Annotated in this window: 14 protein-coding genes and 1 pseudogene; 8 read left to right on the top strand and 7 right to left on the bottom strand. The window is 65.8% G+C overall.

Going from position 1 to position 15,808, the window contains the following annotated elements; translation table 11 throughout:
* Positions 1-21 precede the first annotated feature (21 nt).
* The 7 genes from pglZ (at position 22) to ACIBG0_RS29520 (ending at position 10,092) form a co-directional block, all read left to right on the top strand.
* Positions 22-2,817, top strand: coding sequence for a BREX-2 system phosphatase PglZ (gene pglZ, locus ACIBG0_RS29550; RefSeq protein WP_397036781.1), 2,796 nt, complete (start codon positions 22-24; stop codon positions 2,815-2,817).
* 73 nt (positions 2,818-2,890) lie between these two features.
* Positions 2,891-4,189: a BREX system ATP-binding protein BrxD gene (brxD, locus tag ACIBG0_RS29545; RefSeq protein WP_397036944.1), complete on the top strand. Its 1,299-nt coding sequence runs from the start codon at positions 2,891-2,893 to the stop codon at positions 4,187-4,189.
* 76 nt (positions 4,190-4,265) lie between these two features.
* Positions 4,266-6,449: a DEAD/DEAH box helicase gene (locus tag ACIBG0_RS29540; protein WP_397036780.1), complete on the top strand. Its 2,184-nt coding sequence runs from the start codon at positions 4,266-4,268 to the stop codon at positions 6,447-6,449.
* 262 nt (positions 6,450-6,711) lie between these two features.
* Positions 6,712-7,416: a TnsA-like heteromeric transposase endonuclease subunit gene (locus ACIBG0_RS29535; RefSeq protein ID WP_397036779.1), complete on the top strand. Its 705-nt coding sequence runs from the start codon at positions 6,712-6,714 to the stop codon at positions 7,414-7,416.
* A complete protein-coding gene (locus ACIBG0_RS29530) occupies positions 7,413-8,159 on the top strand; it encodes a Mu transposase C-terminal domain-containing protein (RefSeq protein WP_397036777.1) in 747 nt (248 codons plus the stop codon). Before ACIBG0_RS29535 ends, ACIBG0_RS29530 begins: the two co-directional genes overlap by 4 nt.
* 68 nt (positions 8,160-8,227) lie before the next feature.
* Positions 8,228-9,193 carry a TniB family NTP-binding protein gene (locus tag ACIBG0_RS29525; protein WP_397036943.1) on the top strand — a complete coding sequence of 322 codons (966 nt, stop codon included), beginning with the start codon at positions 8,228-8,230 and terminating at the stop codon, positions 9,191-9,193.
* Positions 9,193-10,092 (top strand): TniQ family protein, encoded by a 900-nt coding sequence (locus tag ACIBG0_RS29520; RefSeq protein ID WP_397036775.1) that lies wholly within the window; start codon positions 9,193-9,195, stop codon positions 10,090-10,092. Before ACIBG0_RS29525 ends, ACIBG0_RS29520 begins: the two co-directional genes overlap by 1 nt.
* Positions 10,093-10,145: 53 nt before the next feature.
* Here ACIBG0_RS29520 and ACIBG0_RS29515 read toward each other — a convergent pair whose 3' ends face one another.
* Both ACIBG0_RS29515 and ACIBG0_RS29510 read right to left on the bottom strand, forming a co-directional pair.
* A complete protein-coding gene (locus ACIBG0_RS29515) occupies positions 10,146-10,940 on the bottom strand; it encodes an alpha/beta fold hydrolase (protein WP_397036774.1) in 795 nt (264 codons plus the stop codon).
* 462 nt (positions 10,941-11,402) lie between these two features.
* A pseudogene (locus ACIBG0_RS29510) lies at positions 11,403-11,855 on the bottom strand (TrmH family RNA methyltransferase); the annotation flags it as partial.
* 130 nt (positions 11,856-11,985) lie between these two features.
* Between ACIBG0_RS29510 and ACIBG0_RS29505 the strand changes: the two are divergent.
* Positions 11,986-12,516 carry a hypothetical protein gene (locus tag ACIBG0_RS29505; RefSeq protein WP_397036772.1) on the top strand — a complete coding sequence of 177 codons (531 nt, stop codon included), beginning with the start codon at positions 11,986-11,988 and terminating at the stop codon, positions 12,514-12,516.
* 205 nt (positions 12,517-12,721) lie between these two features.
* Here ACIBG0_RS29505 and ACIBG0_RS29500 read toward each other — a convergent pair whose 3' ends face one another.
* The 5 genes from ACIBG0_RS29500 to infC form a co-directional block, all read right to left on the bottom strand.
* Positions 12,722-12,922, bottom strand: a complete 201-nt coding sequence (locus ACIBG0_RS29500; RefSeq protein WP_397036770.1) for a hypothetical protein — start codon at positions 12,920-12,922, stop codon at positions 12,722-12,724.
* Positions 12,923-13,445: 523 nt separating this feature from the next.
* Positions 13,446-14,243: a TrmH family RNA methyltransferase gene (locus ACIBG0_RS29495; RefSeq protein ID WP_397036769.1), complete on the bottom strand. Its 798-nt coding sequence runs from the start codon at positions 14,241-14,243 to the stop codon at positions 13,446-13,448.
* Positions 14,244-14,281: 38 nt separating this feature from the next.
* Entirely contained in the window at positions 14,282-14,662 is a 381-nt protein-coding gene (gene rplT, locus ACIBG0_RS29490) for a 50S ribosomal protein L20 (protein WP_364504236.1), read from the bottom strand.
* Positions 14,663-14,764: 102 nt separating this feature from the next.
* Positions 14,765-14,959 (bottom strand): 50S ribosomal protein L35, encoded by a 195-nt coding sequence (rpmI, locus tag ACIBG0_RS29485; protein WP_040689021.1) that lies wholly within the window; start codon positions 14,957-14,959, stop codon positions 14,765-14,767.
* Between the two features lie 60 nt (positions 14,960-15,019).
* A complete protein-coding gene (gene infC, locus ACIBG0_RS29480) occupies positions 15,020-15,706 on the bottom strand; it encodes a translation initiation factor IF-3 (protein ID WP_084484190.1) in 687 nt (228 codons plus the stop codon).
* Positions 15,707-15,808 lie beyond the last annotated feature (102 nt).

The raw sequence follows: 15,808 nt of genomic DNA, 5'->3' as shown, positions 1-15,808 counted from the left end.
GCCGTTGCGAACGCCCTACGCTTGTCGAAAAATACTGTCGCCCAATATCTTTTGTCGCACAAGCGGTTCGCGGACGTGCTGGCGGGCTCCGGTACGCCCCAAACACTGCTCTTGCGCGGCGAACCGACGTGGGACGGCGATTCAGTCCTGACTTTGCCCGACGGCCGCCGCGCTCGCGTGGTGGCGGCACCCTCACCGCTGTCGGTCCATGAAACGGTGCTGGCGCACGCCCGCGAGATCGACCCTGATCCGAGGCTACTGGTCGTGCTCACCGACACCGAGGAGCACGACCTCGATCCGGCGATCGTCTCTCGTACCCACCGGGGCCGCGTGCACGCCGTCGACCGGTGGGACGTCGTGCGGGAAACGTTCGGCGCCAACACGATCGACAGTTGGTTGCGGCGCGAGGACTGGGCATGTGAAGCACTGCTCGATGCCGCTGGGGCGCAGCGCTGGCCATCCACATTGGCCGGCGGTGTGCTGCCGCGTACCTCCGCGCTGGCGGCGCTCGCAGCACGCCGGCTGCAACTCGGCAACGTCGGCGACCGAGTCGATCCGCATACGCTGCTGGCCTGGTCGCAGCGCCCGGGCGGACCGCAGTTGCTGCTCGACCTACGCGCCGCCGAACGCGACGGCCTCTGCGAATTCCTCAGCGAACCCGAGCAATCCGGGCCGACCGGCCGCCTGGTGACAACGCTGGTGCAGACCGGTCACGGCATCGAAGCCGTCGCCTACGGGTTGCTGTGCGCCGCGCTGTGGGAGCACTCGGCACCTGGCAACGAGGTGTATCAGGCGCGCGGACGGGTGGAACGCTGGCTCGGCGACCAGCCCCCGGCGCAAGGCCAAGCCCTCGACCAGCTGTTGGCTGCCTTCGGCCGCACCTGCGAAGAGTACGTGAAAGAGCTGCTGGTCAAAGCACGCTCCAGTGATGAACCATTGGAAGAAGCCGATGAGCCGACGCGCTCGGCCCGCAAGGCGGCCGACACGGTTCTCTCACAAGCCGATCTCTTGGTCCGCCAATTCGGCGCTGGCAATGCCGCGTCCGCCAGCCCGATCCTGACCACCGGCCTCGCCGCCCGTTTCACCGCCGCCGGGCGCGCGCTGGGCCGTGGACAGGTCGCCGAAATCGACACGGCCGTACAGGCGCTGCGCGCCCACGAACTCGCCGAGGACAACCCTGTCCGAATCCGACGTGTGCGGATGGCGCAGCGCCTGACCCGCTGGTTGGCCACCGATCCGGATCCCACCGTCGACACCGTTGCCGCCGCACTGGACCGCCAGATGCGCGACATCGCGTGGGCCGACCGCGCCCTCGACTACCTCGCTGCGGGCGGAGACGACGAGCCCACGCTGCGGATCGCCTACCAGGCCCTCATCACCCGAGTCCGCGACCTGCGCCGCGAATTCGATCGCGAATTCGCGAAAAACCTTGCCGTGTGGACGGAGTCGGGCACCAATCCGGGCGCGATGCTCACCGTCGAAACCTTCCTTCATCGTGTCGTGCGTCCGCTCGCCGCCGACCATCGAGTGTTGCTGCTCGTCATCGACGGTATGAGCGCTGCCATCGCCACCGAGTTGGCGGGCGAATTGCGCAGCAACTTCGGCGAATACGACCCACTGCCCGGGGCAGGCGGCCCGTACCGCCGCACCATGGCTGCTGCCCTCCCGAGCGTCACCGCGGTATCGCGCACCTCGTTGTTCGCGGGCACCCTGATGAAGGGCGATCAGAAGACCGAGCGAAAGTTCTTCCCCCAGCACAGGTTCTGGGCCCCGAAGAAGGCGATGGTCTTCTTCAAGAACGACCTGCGCAGCGAGCCCGGTGACCGATTCGGCAAAGATTTACAGGCCGCGCTCGCCGATCCGGAATGCCATATCGCCGTGGTGCTCAACACTGTCGACGACCGACTCGCCAAGGAACACAAGCTCGACGACTCAGGCTGGGAGGCAAGGGAAATCGGAGACCTGCGGGCCCTCGTCACAGCCGCTGCCGGGCAGGGCATGGTCGTGCTGATCACCAGTGATCACGGACATGTCATCGATCGGCACGGTGTGCCGGTCCCTGCCACCGGCATCGAATCGGCTCGGCATCGACTCCCGGCGCCAGAATACGACCGCCTCGCCGACACCGAGATAGCACTGCACGGCCCACGAGTGGTGTGGCCCGAACCGGACTCGTCGATCGTTGCCCTGTGGGACAACGACTCCCGCTACACCGCGCAGAAGGCCGGATATCACGGGGGTGCCGCACTGGCCGAGATCACCATCCCGGTGCTGGCCTTCCTGCCGTTCGGCGCCGTCCCGCCCAAGGGCTGGCGCGAGCTGGGCGACCAGCGACCGCATTGGTGGAAAGACGATTCCGATGCCCTCCCCGTCATTGCCCAAGCCATGGCTGTGGCAAAGCGAGTCAAGAAGGTCAAAGAAAAGGTCGCCGAGGAACTCACCAACCAGATGTCGCTGGATATTTCAGCGCCTGTCGAACCCAGCTTCGAACCTGTGCTGAACACAACCAGCACCGCGGACAGTCTGGTCAGCCGCGTGTTGGCCTCCCCCGTGTTCGAACTGCAGCTCGAACAATTGGCACGCAAACCGGCCCCTGCCAAGCTGGAGAAGGCCATCCGCGCACTGCTCGACGGACCGCAGTCGATCACGGCGATCACCCAGCGGGCCGGTGACCCGCCCTCCCGTGCCAGCGGCTTCGCCGCGATCCTCGGGCAGCTGCTCAACGTCGATGGTGCTCAGGTACTGGAGACCCTCCCTGACGGCCGCACGCTCCGGTTGAACACCGGTCTGCTGCGAGCCCAGTTCGATATTCGCTGACCCCAGTCGCAGTGACGCCAGGAACCCTTGCCATCGTCATGCGAGACTGAACCGCGTGAGTAACGTGCAGCCTGTGTCCGTGAGCGCGGTTCGTCGCCGCACCGTGATCGATGCGCTGCGCCGCGGAGCGGTCCCCGACAGCGGTCTCGATCTGCTCGCCACCGGGCTCGATCGGTTCGAGGCCGCTTTGGATGTCGAACTCGGCACGGTCGCTTCCGGTGGTGCGGTCTTCAAGGCGGTCCGCGGCGAGTACGGGTCTGGTAAGACGTTCTTCTCCCGATGGCTCGGCGAACGGGCCAAGCGCCGCAACTTCGCCGTAGCCGAGGTACAGATCTCCGAGACGGAGACGCCGCTGCACAAGCTGGAGACCGTGTATCGGCGGCTCACCGAGCGGCTGACCACATTCAGCTTCCCGCCCAGCGCGGTGCGGCCGGTAGTGGACGCCTGGTTCTATGCATTGGAGGAGGACGCACTCGCGAACGGTGCTTCAGAGGACGAGCTGCCCGCCGCAGTCGACGAACTCATGTCCGCTCGATTGACCGAAGTATCCAGGCATGCACCGTCTTTCGCGACTGCCCTGCGTGGCTATCGCGCTGCGATGCTGCAAGGCGACGAAGCCACCGCGGCGGCGGTGCTGGCTTGGCTGGGCGGGCAGCCGAATGTCGCGGCAGCGGCGCGTCGGGCCGCCGGCGTGCGCGGCGACCTGGACCATTTCGGCGCGTTCGGATTCCTGCAGGGCCTGCTGACCGTGTTGCGGGACAGTGGTCATCGCGGATTGCTCATCGTCCTCGACGAAGTGGAGACACTGCAGCGAGTTCGCTCCGACGCCAGGGACAAAGCCCTCAACGCATTGCGCCAGCTCATCGACGAGGTGTATTCGGGCCGCTTTCCAGGGCTGTACCTGCTTATCACTGGTACCCCGGCCTTTTTCGACGGCCAGCAGGGCGTGCAGCGGCTCGCACCGCTGGCTCAGCGTCTGGCGACCGACTTCACCACCGATCCGCGATTCGACAACCCCCGCGCGGTACAGCTGCGGCTCCCGGGGTTCACCCTGGATTCGCTGACCGCCCTGGGCATCACCATCCGGGATCTGTATGCCTCCGGTGCGGACAACCCTGACCGGATCATCACACTCGCCGACGACGCTTACATCGCCGATCTCGCGAGGGCCGTCACTGGATCCCTCGGCGGGAAGGTCGGTGTCGCCCCACGGTTGTTTCTGAAGAAGCTTGTCGGCGACGTCCTCGACCGAATCGACCAGTTCCCGGATTTCGATCCGCGCCAGCACTACCGACTCATGGTGGGCTCGACGGAATTGACCGATATCGAGCGTAATCTGGTCGGCGCGGACGACATCGATCTCGAGCTGTGAGCGAGCGTCAGCGAGTGAACCATCAGCACAGTGCGCCATCGCGCACGATGGAGCCGAGCGCCAGCGAGACGCAGTCGTGAGCGAGCAGTCTCGACCGTCGCCCAGCGCGATCGATCGACTCGATCCGGTCATCGTGCACCACATCGTCAACACCCTGGGCTGGCCCGACCTGCGTCCACTGCAGCAGGAGGCGATCGAGCCGCTGCTGCGCGGCGACGACGCGATTCTGCTTGCTCCAACCGCCGGCGGGAAGACCGAAGCGGCCAGCTTTCCGCTACTGACAGCGATGACGCGCAGTGGGTGGCAAGGGGTTTCGGTGCTGTACCTGTGCCCGCTCAAAGCCCTCCTGAACAACCTCGTCACTCGCGTCGACAGCTATGCCCAGTGGTTGGGGCGTCGTGCCGCGCTATGGCACGGCGATACCACCGATTCCCACCGAAACCGCATCCGCCGCGAACCACCCGACATTCTGCTCACCACACCGGAATCGCTGGAGGCCATGCTGATCGGAACGAAAACCGATCATGCTGAGCTGCTGAGCAATATCCAGGCGGTTATCGTCGACGAAGTCCACGCTTTCGCCGGGGACGACCGCGGTTGGCATATGCTCGCGGTTCTCGAACGACTCCAGCGGGTAACCGGTCATCGGATCCAGCGGGTGGGGCTGTCGGCCACTGTCGGCAATCCGCGTGATCTGCTGACATGGCTGCAAGGATCCGGCGCGGGGATTCGGCCGGGCGCAGTGGTCGCTCCGGATAGCCCGATGACCGACAGCAACTCCGTACCGGCTGCGCCGCATCTCTTTCCCACCGATGGTGCCGAGATCGCGCTGCCGCCCGGTGACGTCGAGCTCGACTATGTGGGTTCACTCGACAACGCGGCGAAGGTGATCGCCGCACTCCACCGCGGCGAGAAGCGGCTCGTGTTCTGCGATTCCCGGCGCCAGGTGGAGCAGCTGGGCGCGACGTTGCGGGAGCGCGAGGTCACGGTATTCCTGTCGCACGCGTCGCTGTCGGCCGACGAACGTGCCCGCGCCGAACAAGCATTCGCGGAGGCCCGCGACTGTGTCATCGTCTCCACGTCGACCCTCGAGCTCGGTATCGACGTCGGCGATCTGGACCGGGTGATCCAGATCGACTGTCCCGCTACCGTGGCGTCGTTTCTGCAGCGCATCGGCCGTACCGGCCGACGTCCGGGCAGCACCCGGAATTGCCTGTTCCTGACTACCACCGCCGATGCGCTGATTCAGGCCGCGGGGTTATTGCTGCTGTGGAGCCGCGGCTGGGTCGAACCCGTCACCGCACCGCCCGAGCCCCGCCACCTCGTCGCCCAGCAACTGCTGGCAGTTACCCTGCAGCATTCGACGCTGGGCGACCGGATCTGGCCGCAGGAATGGAACGGTCTTCATCCTTTCGACCGTTCGGCCGAGCCAATTCTACGGCGCCTGGTCGGATCCGGATTCCTGGACCAGGACCAGGGGCTGCTGTTCATCGGCCCCGAGGCCGAAAAGCGGTTCGGGCGAAGAAATTTCCTCGAACTCACCGCATCGTTCACTGCTCCACCGCAATTCACAGTACTCGCCGGACGCCAGGAGATCGGCCAGACCGACACATCGGTATTGACCGACGACCGCCCCGGCCCACGCCTGCTACTGCTGGCGGGACGCAGCTGGCGGGTCACCTACGTCGACTGGAAGCGACGACGGGTCTTCGTCGAACCGGCCGAGGGCGGCGGCGTCGCGAAATGGTCGAGCATCGGCGTACGGGGACTGTCCTACCAACTCACTCGTGCTGTGCGAGCGGTGCTACTCGGCACCGACCCGAAAGTTCTGCTGACCCGGCGCGCGCACACCGCCCTCGCCGAACAGCGACAGGAACGGGCAGAGTCTGTCACGGCCGGCGCTACCTTGGTCATCCGCAATCACGACGCCGTTCGATGGTGGACCTGGGCGGGCTACCGCGCCAATGCCACGCTGACTGCGACACTCGAGGCAATCGCCGATCCGGATCAACGGCCGACCGACTTCGCCATCCGGCTACGCGGTGATCTGACGCCTCAAATGTGGCATGCGGCAACGCGATCCGTCGACGGTGACAGACTCACACTGCCCGGCGTGGACCTCCGCGCCGTCACCGGGCTCAAGTTCTCGGCGTTGCTGCCGGAACATCTCGCGGCAGCCACAGTCGCGGCTCGGTTGGCAGACCTCTCGGCTGCGCGAGCCGCTTTGTCCGAGCCGACGCGCTGGCATTCAACTTCCTGAACCGAACGACCGTTTTACCCGCTGTACGGAGCCAGTGGGCGAAGCGTGCGCGGAGGCTGTCGAATATCCAGTCCACACCTCACAAGAGAGAAACCTGTACGCGACCGCCACTAGATACACGTGTCCGATCTCGTTGAAGTTGAGGCAGTCTCGTTGATTTGAGGCATTCTCGGGTTTGTCTCAGTAGTTGAGGCATTGTGGCTAGAGTGGCCCAGGTTTCTGTTGTGACGAGGGTTCCGGGGTGTCGATGGTGCGGGGTGGCGTGGCGGTCACAGCTGCTGCCATGGATGGGTTCGCGCTGAGGTTCCTGGAAATCGGCGTCGGTGGTGCGGTCGAGCGGCGGGGTGAGTTGGCGGCCTGCTGGAGCATCCCGTTCGAGGAAGTGCCACCGGTGCGTCGGTTCCCGAGTTTCAAGGGGCAGAAGAACTTCCCCGGCTTGTATTTTGCTTCGGGGATGGGATGTCATATCGGGTTCGAGTCATGGCTCGAGCGTGATCACCTGATGATGCTCGACTACTCATCGAAGGTGAGATCGTTTGCTGTGCAGCCGTTCTGGCTGTCATGGCCGTCGGGTAGCAAGGTTGTCCGTCACGCGCCGGATATCTTCGTGCGGATGACCGACGGTCGCGGCCTGGTGATCGATGTGCGTGCCGACGACCGGATCGCGCCTGAGGACGCTGCCGCGTTCGCTGCGACGGCGCGTGCATGCGAGTCGGTGGGGTGGGATTACCGGCGGGTGGGCGTCGTGGATCCGGTGATGTTGGCGAATGTGAAGTGGCTGTCTGGGTATCGGCATCGTCGGTGCATGTTCGAGCCGCTGCGAGATCGGTTGGTGGAGAGGTTCTCCCGGCCGACACCGCTGCTCGCGGGAGCCGAGGCGGTCGGGGATCGGATCGCGGTGCTGCCGTCGGCTCCAGCGTCGAGCGTCGCGGGCGCGATGCGGACCGCACAGCGGTCTGGTCGATGATCGAATTACAGGAACTGCTGGATGAGTGGCTCGTCACGACCTGGGCCAACCGGCCCCATGACGGGTTACGCCACCCGTTGTTCCCGGGCAAGGCGCTGACACCGAACGAAATGTATGCCGCACTGGTGGAAACTGCGGGCTACGTGCCGGTTCCCCTCGGCAGCGACGACTACATCGAGCTACTGCCGATGCGGTGGCGTGCGATCAACTCCTACGGCGTCAAGATCGCCCACCGCACCTACGACTGCGCCGAGCTGACCCCCTACCGGCGTCAGCATTCGACGGTGAACGAACGAAAAGGGTTGTGGGAGATACATTACGACCCGCACGACGTCACCCGTGTCTGGGTCCGCAACCACCACGACGGCGGCTGGATCCAGGCCCCATGGACACATCTGCGGACCACCCCGGCACCCTTCGGCGAGCAAGCCTGGGACCACGCCCGCAAAACTCTGGCTCGCCGCGGCGAAGACCCGGCCACCGAATCCGAGATCGCCGTTGCGGCAGCCGCTTTACTCGATACTGCCGGGCAAGGACCGCGCCGGGAGAAGCCGACGAAGAAGGACAAGCGAATCGCCGGACGAACCCGGGCAGTGTCGGCAGCGCTGCGGCCGACTCTACCGCCACCGTCCGCGCCACCGGTCCGAGATGACGGGCAAGACGCCGAGGATGACGCAGAGCTGGCGAAGGTGATTCCGCTGGGGGTCTACAACGCCCGCGAGGAGGCCAAGAAGTGGGGGTAGACGGCGCCGGCCAGGAGTTGGGCGACGGGTTTCCCGCGCCGCTGGAAGCCGATGTGCGGGAGCCGACGATGACGTTGGCCGGGTGGCGCCGGTTCGTCGATTCCCCGGATCCGGAATTCGTGCTGCTGCCGGACCAGCGGTGGTTGGCGTTGCCCGACGCCGAACGCGACCGTTACAACGAAGCCCGCCTGGACTACCACTCCGAGATGATCATCGTCGCGACGTCCACGGTCCGTGAGGTCGCTCGTCAGGGGCGGCTGCTGACGCTGTTGAACCGGCGGGAGATCAGCGCGCGACGCGGCCTGATCGTGTCCGGTCCGCAGACCACCGGCAAGACCACCGCGCTCAAGCAACTCGGCCGCACTCACGAACTGGGCGTCCGGCAGCGCTATCCGAATCGGCTGGCCGACCGCATCCCGGTGGTCTATGTGACGACTCCGCCCAAGGGATCACCACGCAAGCTGGCCATGGAATTCGCGCGGTTCCTGGGCCTGCCGCCGGTTAAACGCGGCTACAACACCACCGATATCGCCGACGCGGTCTGCCAGATCATGCTGCAAGCGCGGGTGGATCTGGTCTTGGTCGACGAGCTGCACAACCTGAACCTCGCCACCGCGGCCGGGGAGGACATGTCCGATCACTTGAAATATTTCACCGAGCATCTGCCAGCAACCTTTGTTTACTCGGGTATCGACATCGAGCGGCGGATGTTCACCGGCGTGCGGGGCAAGCAGATCGCCGGCCGCTGCGTCCTGATCAACACCGGCCCGTTCTCCCGCAACGCCGAATGGGGCGGACTGATCGCGACACTTGATGATGCGCTGCGGCTGCACCGTCACAAGCCGGGAGCGCTGGCACGGCACGCCAGCTACCTGCACGCCCGCACCGGCGGGATGATCGGCAGCCTCTCGCACCTCGTACGCGCGGCGGCGCAGGTCGCGATCCTCGACGGTGAGGAAGCCATTACTCGCAAACTGATGGACTCGATCCCGGTCGACCACGCCGCCGAAGCCGCGCGCCACGGCGCTGCCTGATGCCGCCGTTCGGATTCCGGCCGGGACCACCTGCACGCCTGCCGTTTCCCGTCGCGCCGTTCGGCGGCGAGACCACCAGGTCCTACCTCTACCGCCTGGCCACCGCCAATCTGATCCACCCCGACGATCTGCGCAATCATCTGACCGGCACCCGCAACCAGACCGGATCGGTCACGCTGGCCGGTTTGGCCGCAGTGACCGGGCGCTCACCGCAGGGTCTGCGCTATGCGCTGCCGGAACTGGACCCCGGCGCTGATGTCGTATTGAAACCTGCGCATGTCCGTCGCCGGGTCTGTTTCCGCTGCGCTTCGCGCCGGAACGCGTTCGTGTTCGCGATCACCTGGAAACCGGTCGACACCGTGCTCTGCGGCAAACATCGCATCTGGCTGGGATCACGCGGCCGGTCCTTCCTCGACCAGCAATACGACGTCAGTGCCGTAGCAGACATCCTGCACGCGCAACGCCGCCACCAGCTCCTCGCCCGCCGCGCCGGCCGCACCATCGCTGCTCTCGCTTTCACCGAGGCCGCGGCCATCACCGACACCTGGGCCCGCCACGGACGCCACCACGACCGCCGCGACCCGCTGATTCGTGCCCTCGCGGGGCGCTACCCGCTCACCGGCAAACTGAGCAACGGTGACCCGCGCACCGCGGTCGTCACCTACCCCGAAACTGTCGAGCTGGCCCACGTTCTCGCGGATTCCCGCTGGCGCTACCCCCGTCCGGCAACCCGCCCGGCATTCGGCTCATTCGGACGCGCCGTCAACGACATGCTCGGCATCAGATACCGTCACTCCACCGAACCCTACGACGGGCTCTACCGGTGGCTCCTACAGCGGCACAGCACGGTCAATCGGAATCATCAACAACGTGTCCAGCTCGCCCCGTCCCCTTCCTAGCCGACGCCGCCGACCCCTGGCCTTATCCTGCACGGCCAACAAGCGGAGACGTTTCACACCGAAGCGAGGAACCGCTCCAAGCGCTCGGCGAAACCCGGTGCCGCCGGGACGAAATGCCCTGCACCCGGTGTGACCACCCGCTGGGCGTCCACGACGCCCGCGAGCCCATCACAGATCCTTTCCAGGGCCGGGGCGTGACCGCCCGAGGCGACCAGGACGGGAACGCCGTGCGCGCGAATCGGCTCCAGCCGTGGTCGCGCCTCACCGGGCAGCCGTCCGCCGTGCGCGCGCCGCACCGCCGCCACCGCCCCAGCGGGCAGGGGCTGCCCATCGGCCACTGGTGAGCCTACGAGAGTGAGGAATTCGCGCAGCCGCGCGGTGTCGGTATCGAGACCATCGCTGAGCACGGTGTCGCCAAGTTGCCGCAACCTGGCCACGAGCGGATCGTCGCCGGCCACGAAGTACAGCGGCGGTTCGATGATGGTCAGCGACCGCACCGAGTCCGGGCGTCGAGCAGCGGCGATGAGCGTCCCCAGCGTGCCATACGAATGAGCGACAACATGCGGACACGTGTCACTGATCACCGCAGCGATATCGTCGGCGTCGACCTCGAAATCCTGGCTCCCGTCCACCGGCGGCGGGCTGGGCGGAAATCCCCGCCGATACACCGACGTCAGCGTCCACCGCGCCCGCAACGATTCCAGTCCCGCCCACGTGGTCGTCGGCCCGGCCCCGCCGTGCACCAGCACCACCTCGGGCCCACTGCCCTCCCGCACCACGCTGACCGCCTGCTCCAGCATCATCGGCCTCTCCGCCACGATCGCATCCCGCCGCAGCGAGAACTTCACACCGGGATCCTACGTGCGATCCATTCGCTTACCAGTCCGCTCAGGCCGCGCGGCCGGAGGCGGCGGCCGAGCTGTCCGAACGGCTTACCCATCTCGAACGACAAGCGCAGGAACACTGGCCACGACGCAACAGCGATCCAATCGGCACCTGGATCGACGGCCTCGCGCCGGAAATCCTCACGCTCACGAAACGAGCAAGATCGCATACAACCCACCCAGGTTCACAGCCGTCCAGCGCGGACAGCTACCACCGGTTTGGTCATCCAAAATTCCGTCACCACAGGTCAAGGCACCACTCCAAGGACGATTCACTATCACAGGACATTCGACGACTTACCTCAAGTCCGATGAGACAGGACAACACGCCAGCACACTGTCCACGGCCGTCGCATACCCCCTGCACGCCTCACAGAAGGCAGAACTTGTGCGAGGCGCGCACTGGATATGCGCCACCTCGTATGACTATCTCGCGTGCTGAACGCGAGCGCTGGCGTAGAGACAGGTCGCCGCCGCAGCCAGATTCAGACTTTCAATACGGCCGTGGATAGGAATCCGCACATGATAGTTCGCACGCGCAGCGACCGCAGGGTCGAGACCGTGCGCCTTATTGCCGAACAGCCACGCCACCGGCCCTGCCAACAACTCGTCGGCGTCGTCCAGGTCGACCTCCCCCTTGGCGGCAGTGGCGAGCACAGTAATAGCCGCGGCCGCAACGGCGTCGAGCACCGCACCGACATCACGATGCCGCGCGATCGGCGGGTGGAACAGGCTGCCCGCACTCGCGCGAACGCATTTGCCATTGTGCGGATCGACCTTATCCCCCGCCAGCACAACGCCATTCGCGCCCAGCGCATCCGCGACTCGTATGAGAGTCCCCGCATTGCCGGGTTCGGCGATCTCCACTACGGCGAGCAGCGTCGACCGCTCAGCCAATCGCATGGATGCCACACGCGCCAACGCGGGCTACGCCGGAGTGTGGTACTTCTTCGATTCATGCCATAGCTTCGATTCGGTGGCTTACTGCCGGTTTGCTCGAGGAGTTGGTATGGGGCGGTCCCAGCAGATGATCGGCCCGATGGCGCTGGTGTGGACGCTGGGTGTCGCGATAGCGGCGGTGGCCTTCATGACCGGCGTGCTGAGCCTGGGTGCCGCGATAGTCCGGTGGACCGGTTCGCAACTCACCATGGCGCTGTATCTTCCGGTGAGCATATTGCTGGGCATGGGTGCGTGGATGCTCGTGCTAGCCGCCGCATGGCGGCTGCGCCGGAATTACCTGCGGCGGGCCGGGATCGCGATGTCCGCGGTGGTGGTCGAGTCGGATCTGCGATACAAGCACCGCTCGGGGACGCTCAGCTACGATTTGTGGCGGGTGCAGGTCGAAGTTCAGTTCCCGCACCCGGACTCGGGTGCGGATGCCCGCGTGCGGAAGCAGTACCTCTACCCTCAATTCCGCGAGGTCCAAGCGCGAGCACTGGCCGAGCGACTGAGCGTCGGCTCCTCGGTTCCCGTTGTGGTCCACAAGAAGTCCGCATTGTTCGATATTCCCAAACGGCCCGTCCGGACCGATATCTGGTGACCGTCGCTGACTTCGATTGGGCCCCATAGAACCCGGCAGTCAGTCCGCTGCATAGGCCGCCCGCCCTTCCCACCTGCGGCGGCGCATAGCTGGACGGAGCAGTGTCGCTAAACTACACACCGACCAGCCGCAGTTGCACCGGCTGCTCTACGACCAGTCGCCCCCCACACCCGAAATCGCCGACCAGCTGAGGACGCTCGCCCAACTACTCACCGCCGAGGTCGAATACCCCCTGCGTCGACTTGGCGCCGGAGGAGACTACCCCGCGCCGGTCCACCACGCCGTGCTCGACCCGCCGTCGGGCCGCACCATCGACCAGTGCCTTCAAACTGTCACCGACCTCTGGATAAACGCACTCACCGCTGCGCCGAACCTCCACGCTGACACTGGTTGTCACCAGGGTCATGGTTGCTCCCGAGCTGAATTGGCTCGGCCCGAACCAGCCGCGAACGTACGCTACCCGCATGTGATCTACCCGAGTCGGACGCATCCGGTGTGCCTGCGCTGCCGGGTTTCTCACAAGCACACGATCAGACACGGGCCGGACCAATGTCCGCGATGTCATGGCGAATTCATAGACGCCGGACCGGATCTCGAGGTCCCCAGGAAAGTCGACAATGCGGGTTGGCGAGTGCTCGCGGCAGTCCTCGATTCCGGGCTGAACTTCTACGGCGGCTGCTGCGGCACCGGTCCCGGCTACCGACCCCGTACCTCCCGTGAGGTTCGTGAGCGGCGGAGGCTAGCCGAACGCACAGGTATATCGCTCGCCGAGGCATTGGCCACGCCGAACCCCTGATCGGTTGTCCGACAGGTTTTTTCGTACGAGGGACGGCCAGGTTCACAGTCGGGACAAGCCGCCGACGATCACCACCGCTGACCAAGTACGGGCTCACCTGGCCCGAGCGTTCCGCTGCGGGTTCGCGCCCAGCCTATTTCGTGTGCTGGACCCGCGCGCTCGCGTAGAGACAGATAGCTGCCGCGGCGGCGAGATTCAGACTCTCGGCACGGCCGTGGATCGGTATTCGCACACGATGATCCGCACGCGCGGCGACGGCAGGGTCAAGACCATGCGCCTCATTACCGAACAGCCACGCCACCGGACCGGCTAACAATTCGTCAGCCTCGTCCAAATCGACCTCCCCCTTGGCTGCGGTCGCCAACACCGTAATCCCCGCCGCCGCAACAGCATCGAGCACCTCGCCGATATCACGATGCCGCGCGATCGGCACGTGGAACAGACTGCCCGCACTCGCGCGAACGCATTTGCCATTGTGCGGATCAACCGTATCCCCCGCCAGCACAACACCATTCGCGCCCACCGCATCGGCGACTCGAATGAGGGTCCCGGCATTCCCGGGCTCGGCGATCTCCACCGGAACGGCGAGCAGCGTCGGCCGCTCAGCCAATACGTCCGCCAGTGGCACGTCGACCTGATCGCACACCGCGACAAGCCCTGGCGCGGTGACGGTTTCGCCGAGGTGTTCGGCGGCGCGCTCGCTCACCAGCGTGGTGCGCACACCCGCGGCGGCGGCCCCGGCGATCAGCGGATTCTCCCGCGTAGCGGCGTGCATCGAATAGAACAGCTCACGCACCCGACCGGTTTCCAGCGCTGCGGCAACGGAATTCGCGCCCTCGGCGAGGAACTGCCCGGTCTTGCGACGCTGTGCGGCGCGCTGGAGCTTGACAGCGGAAACGACCCGCGGATTGTGCTCGGAGAGCGCATCCACGGGTCGTTCCGAATGCTTTGTCGTCACGCAGGTGCGGATCAGGCCGCCGGGGCGTTGACGTCCTGCGGGAGTGCGGCCTTGGCGACGGCGACCAGACCGGCGAACGCCTCGGCGTCGGAGACGGCGAGCTCGGCGAGGATCTTGCGGTCCACCTCGACACCGGCGGCCTTCAGGCCCTGGATGAAGCGGTTGTAGGTGATGTCGTTCAGGCGCGCCGCGGCGTTGATGCGGGCGATCCAGAGCTTGCGGAAGTCACCCTTGCGCGCCCGGCGGTCCCGGTAGGCGTAGGCGAGCGAGTGCAGCTGCTGTTCCTTGGCCTTGCGGTACAGCCGCGAGCGCTGGCCACGGTATCCCTTGGAGGCCTCGAGAACGGAACGGCGCTTCTTCTGCGCGTTGACGGCCCTTTTGACGCGTGCCATGGGTCAGTCCTTTGTCGATCTAGGGGGCGCATGCGTGGCGCCCGGATGTTTGTCGGTGGTCGGCGTCCGGAATCCCGGTCGCGCTGGGCTGGCCTGAAAGTCTCAGAGACCCAGGAGGCGCTTGACGCGAGGGACGTCAACGGACGCGACGGCCTCCGTGCCGTCCAGACGACGAGTCCGGCGGGTGGACTTGTGCTCGAGCAGGTGGCGACGGTTCGCCTGCTGACGCAGCAGCTTGCCACGGCCCGAAACCTTGAATCGCTTCGAGGCGCCGCTGTGGCTCTTCATCTTCGGCATGGATTCCTCTATCTGTCTCGTACCGGTGGTCCGCGTCGGACCACCGGTTTCTGATCGGTATTACTGCGGTTCGGCCGGCGCGGCCTGTTCGGCGGCCGGTGCGCCCGCGGCAGGTGCGGGAGCGGCAGGCGCTTCGGTGGCGGCCGGACGTGGTGCCCGCGAATCCTCCTGCGCCTTCACCCGCGTCTTCGCACCCTTATGCGGCGCGAGGACCATGGTCATATTGCGACCGTCCTGCTTGGCGGAGGTCTCGACGAAACCCAATTCGGCGACGTCGGATGCCAGACGCTGCAGCAGCCGGAAGCCCAATTCGGGGCGCGACTGCTCACGACCGCGGAACATGATCGTCACCTTGACCTTCGAGCCGGCCTCGAGGAAGCGAACAACGTTGCGCTTCTTGGTCTCGTAGTCGTGGTCGTCGATCTTGGGACGGAGCTTCTGCTCCTTGATAACGGTCTGCACCTGGTTCTTACGAGACTCGCGCGCCTTCTGCGCCGTCTCGTACTTGAACTTGCCGTAGTCCATGATCTTGCAGACCGGCGGACGGGCATCCGGCGCGACCTCGACCAAGTCGAGATCCGCCTCGAGGGCGACGCGTAGTGCATCTTCAACACGCACGATCCCAACCTGTTCACCACCCGGTCCGATGAGTCGGACCTCGGGAACGCGGATGCGATCGTTGATGCGGGTCTCAGTGCTGATGGGGCCTCCTAGGTCAAGCGGTGTCGTCAGACGACCGCACGCAATAACGGCAACCCCTTTTCAACACAAAGACCCCGGTGCGGTATTCCGCCACGGGGCCCGAGTCGACCGGCCTTCGACCACGAGCAAGCTCGCGTCGACCTCGTC

This window comes from Nocardia sp. NPDC050630, assembly GCF_044457245.1.
Classification (GTDB): Bacteria; Actinomycetota; Actinomycetes; order Mycobacteriales; family Mycobacteriaceae; genus Nocardia.
The sequence above is the reverse complement of the archived record's forward strand: the minus strand, read 5'-3'. Positions and strand labels throughout refer to the sequence as shown.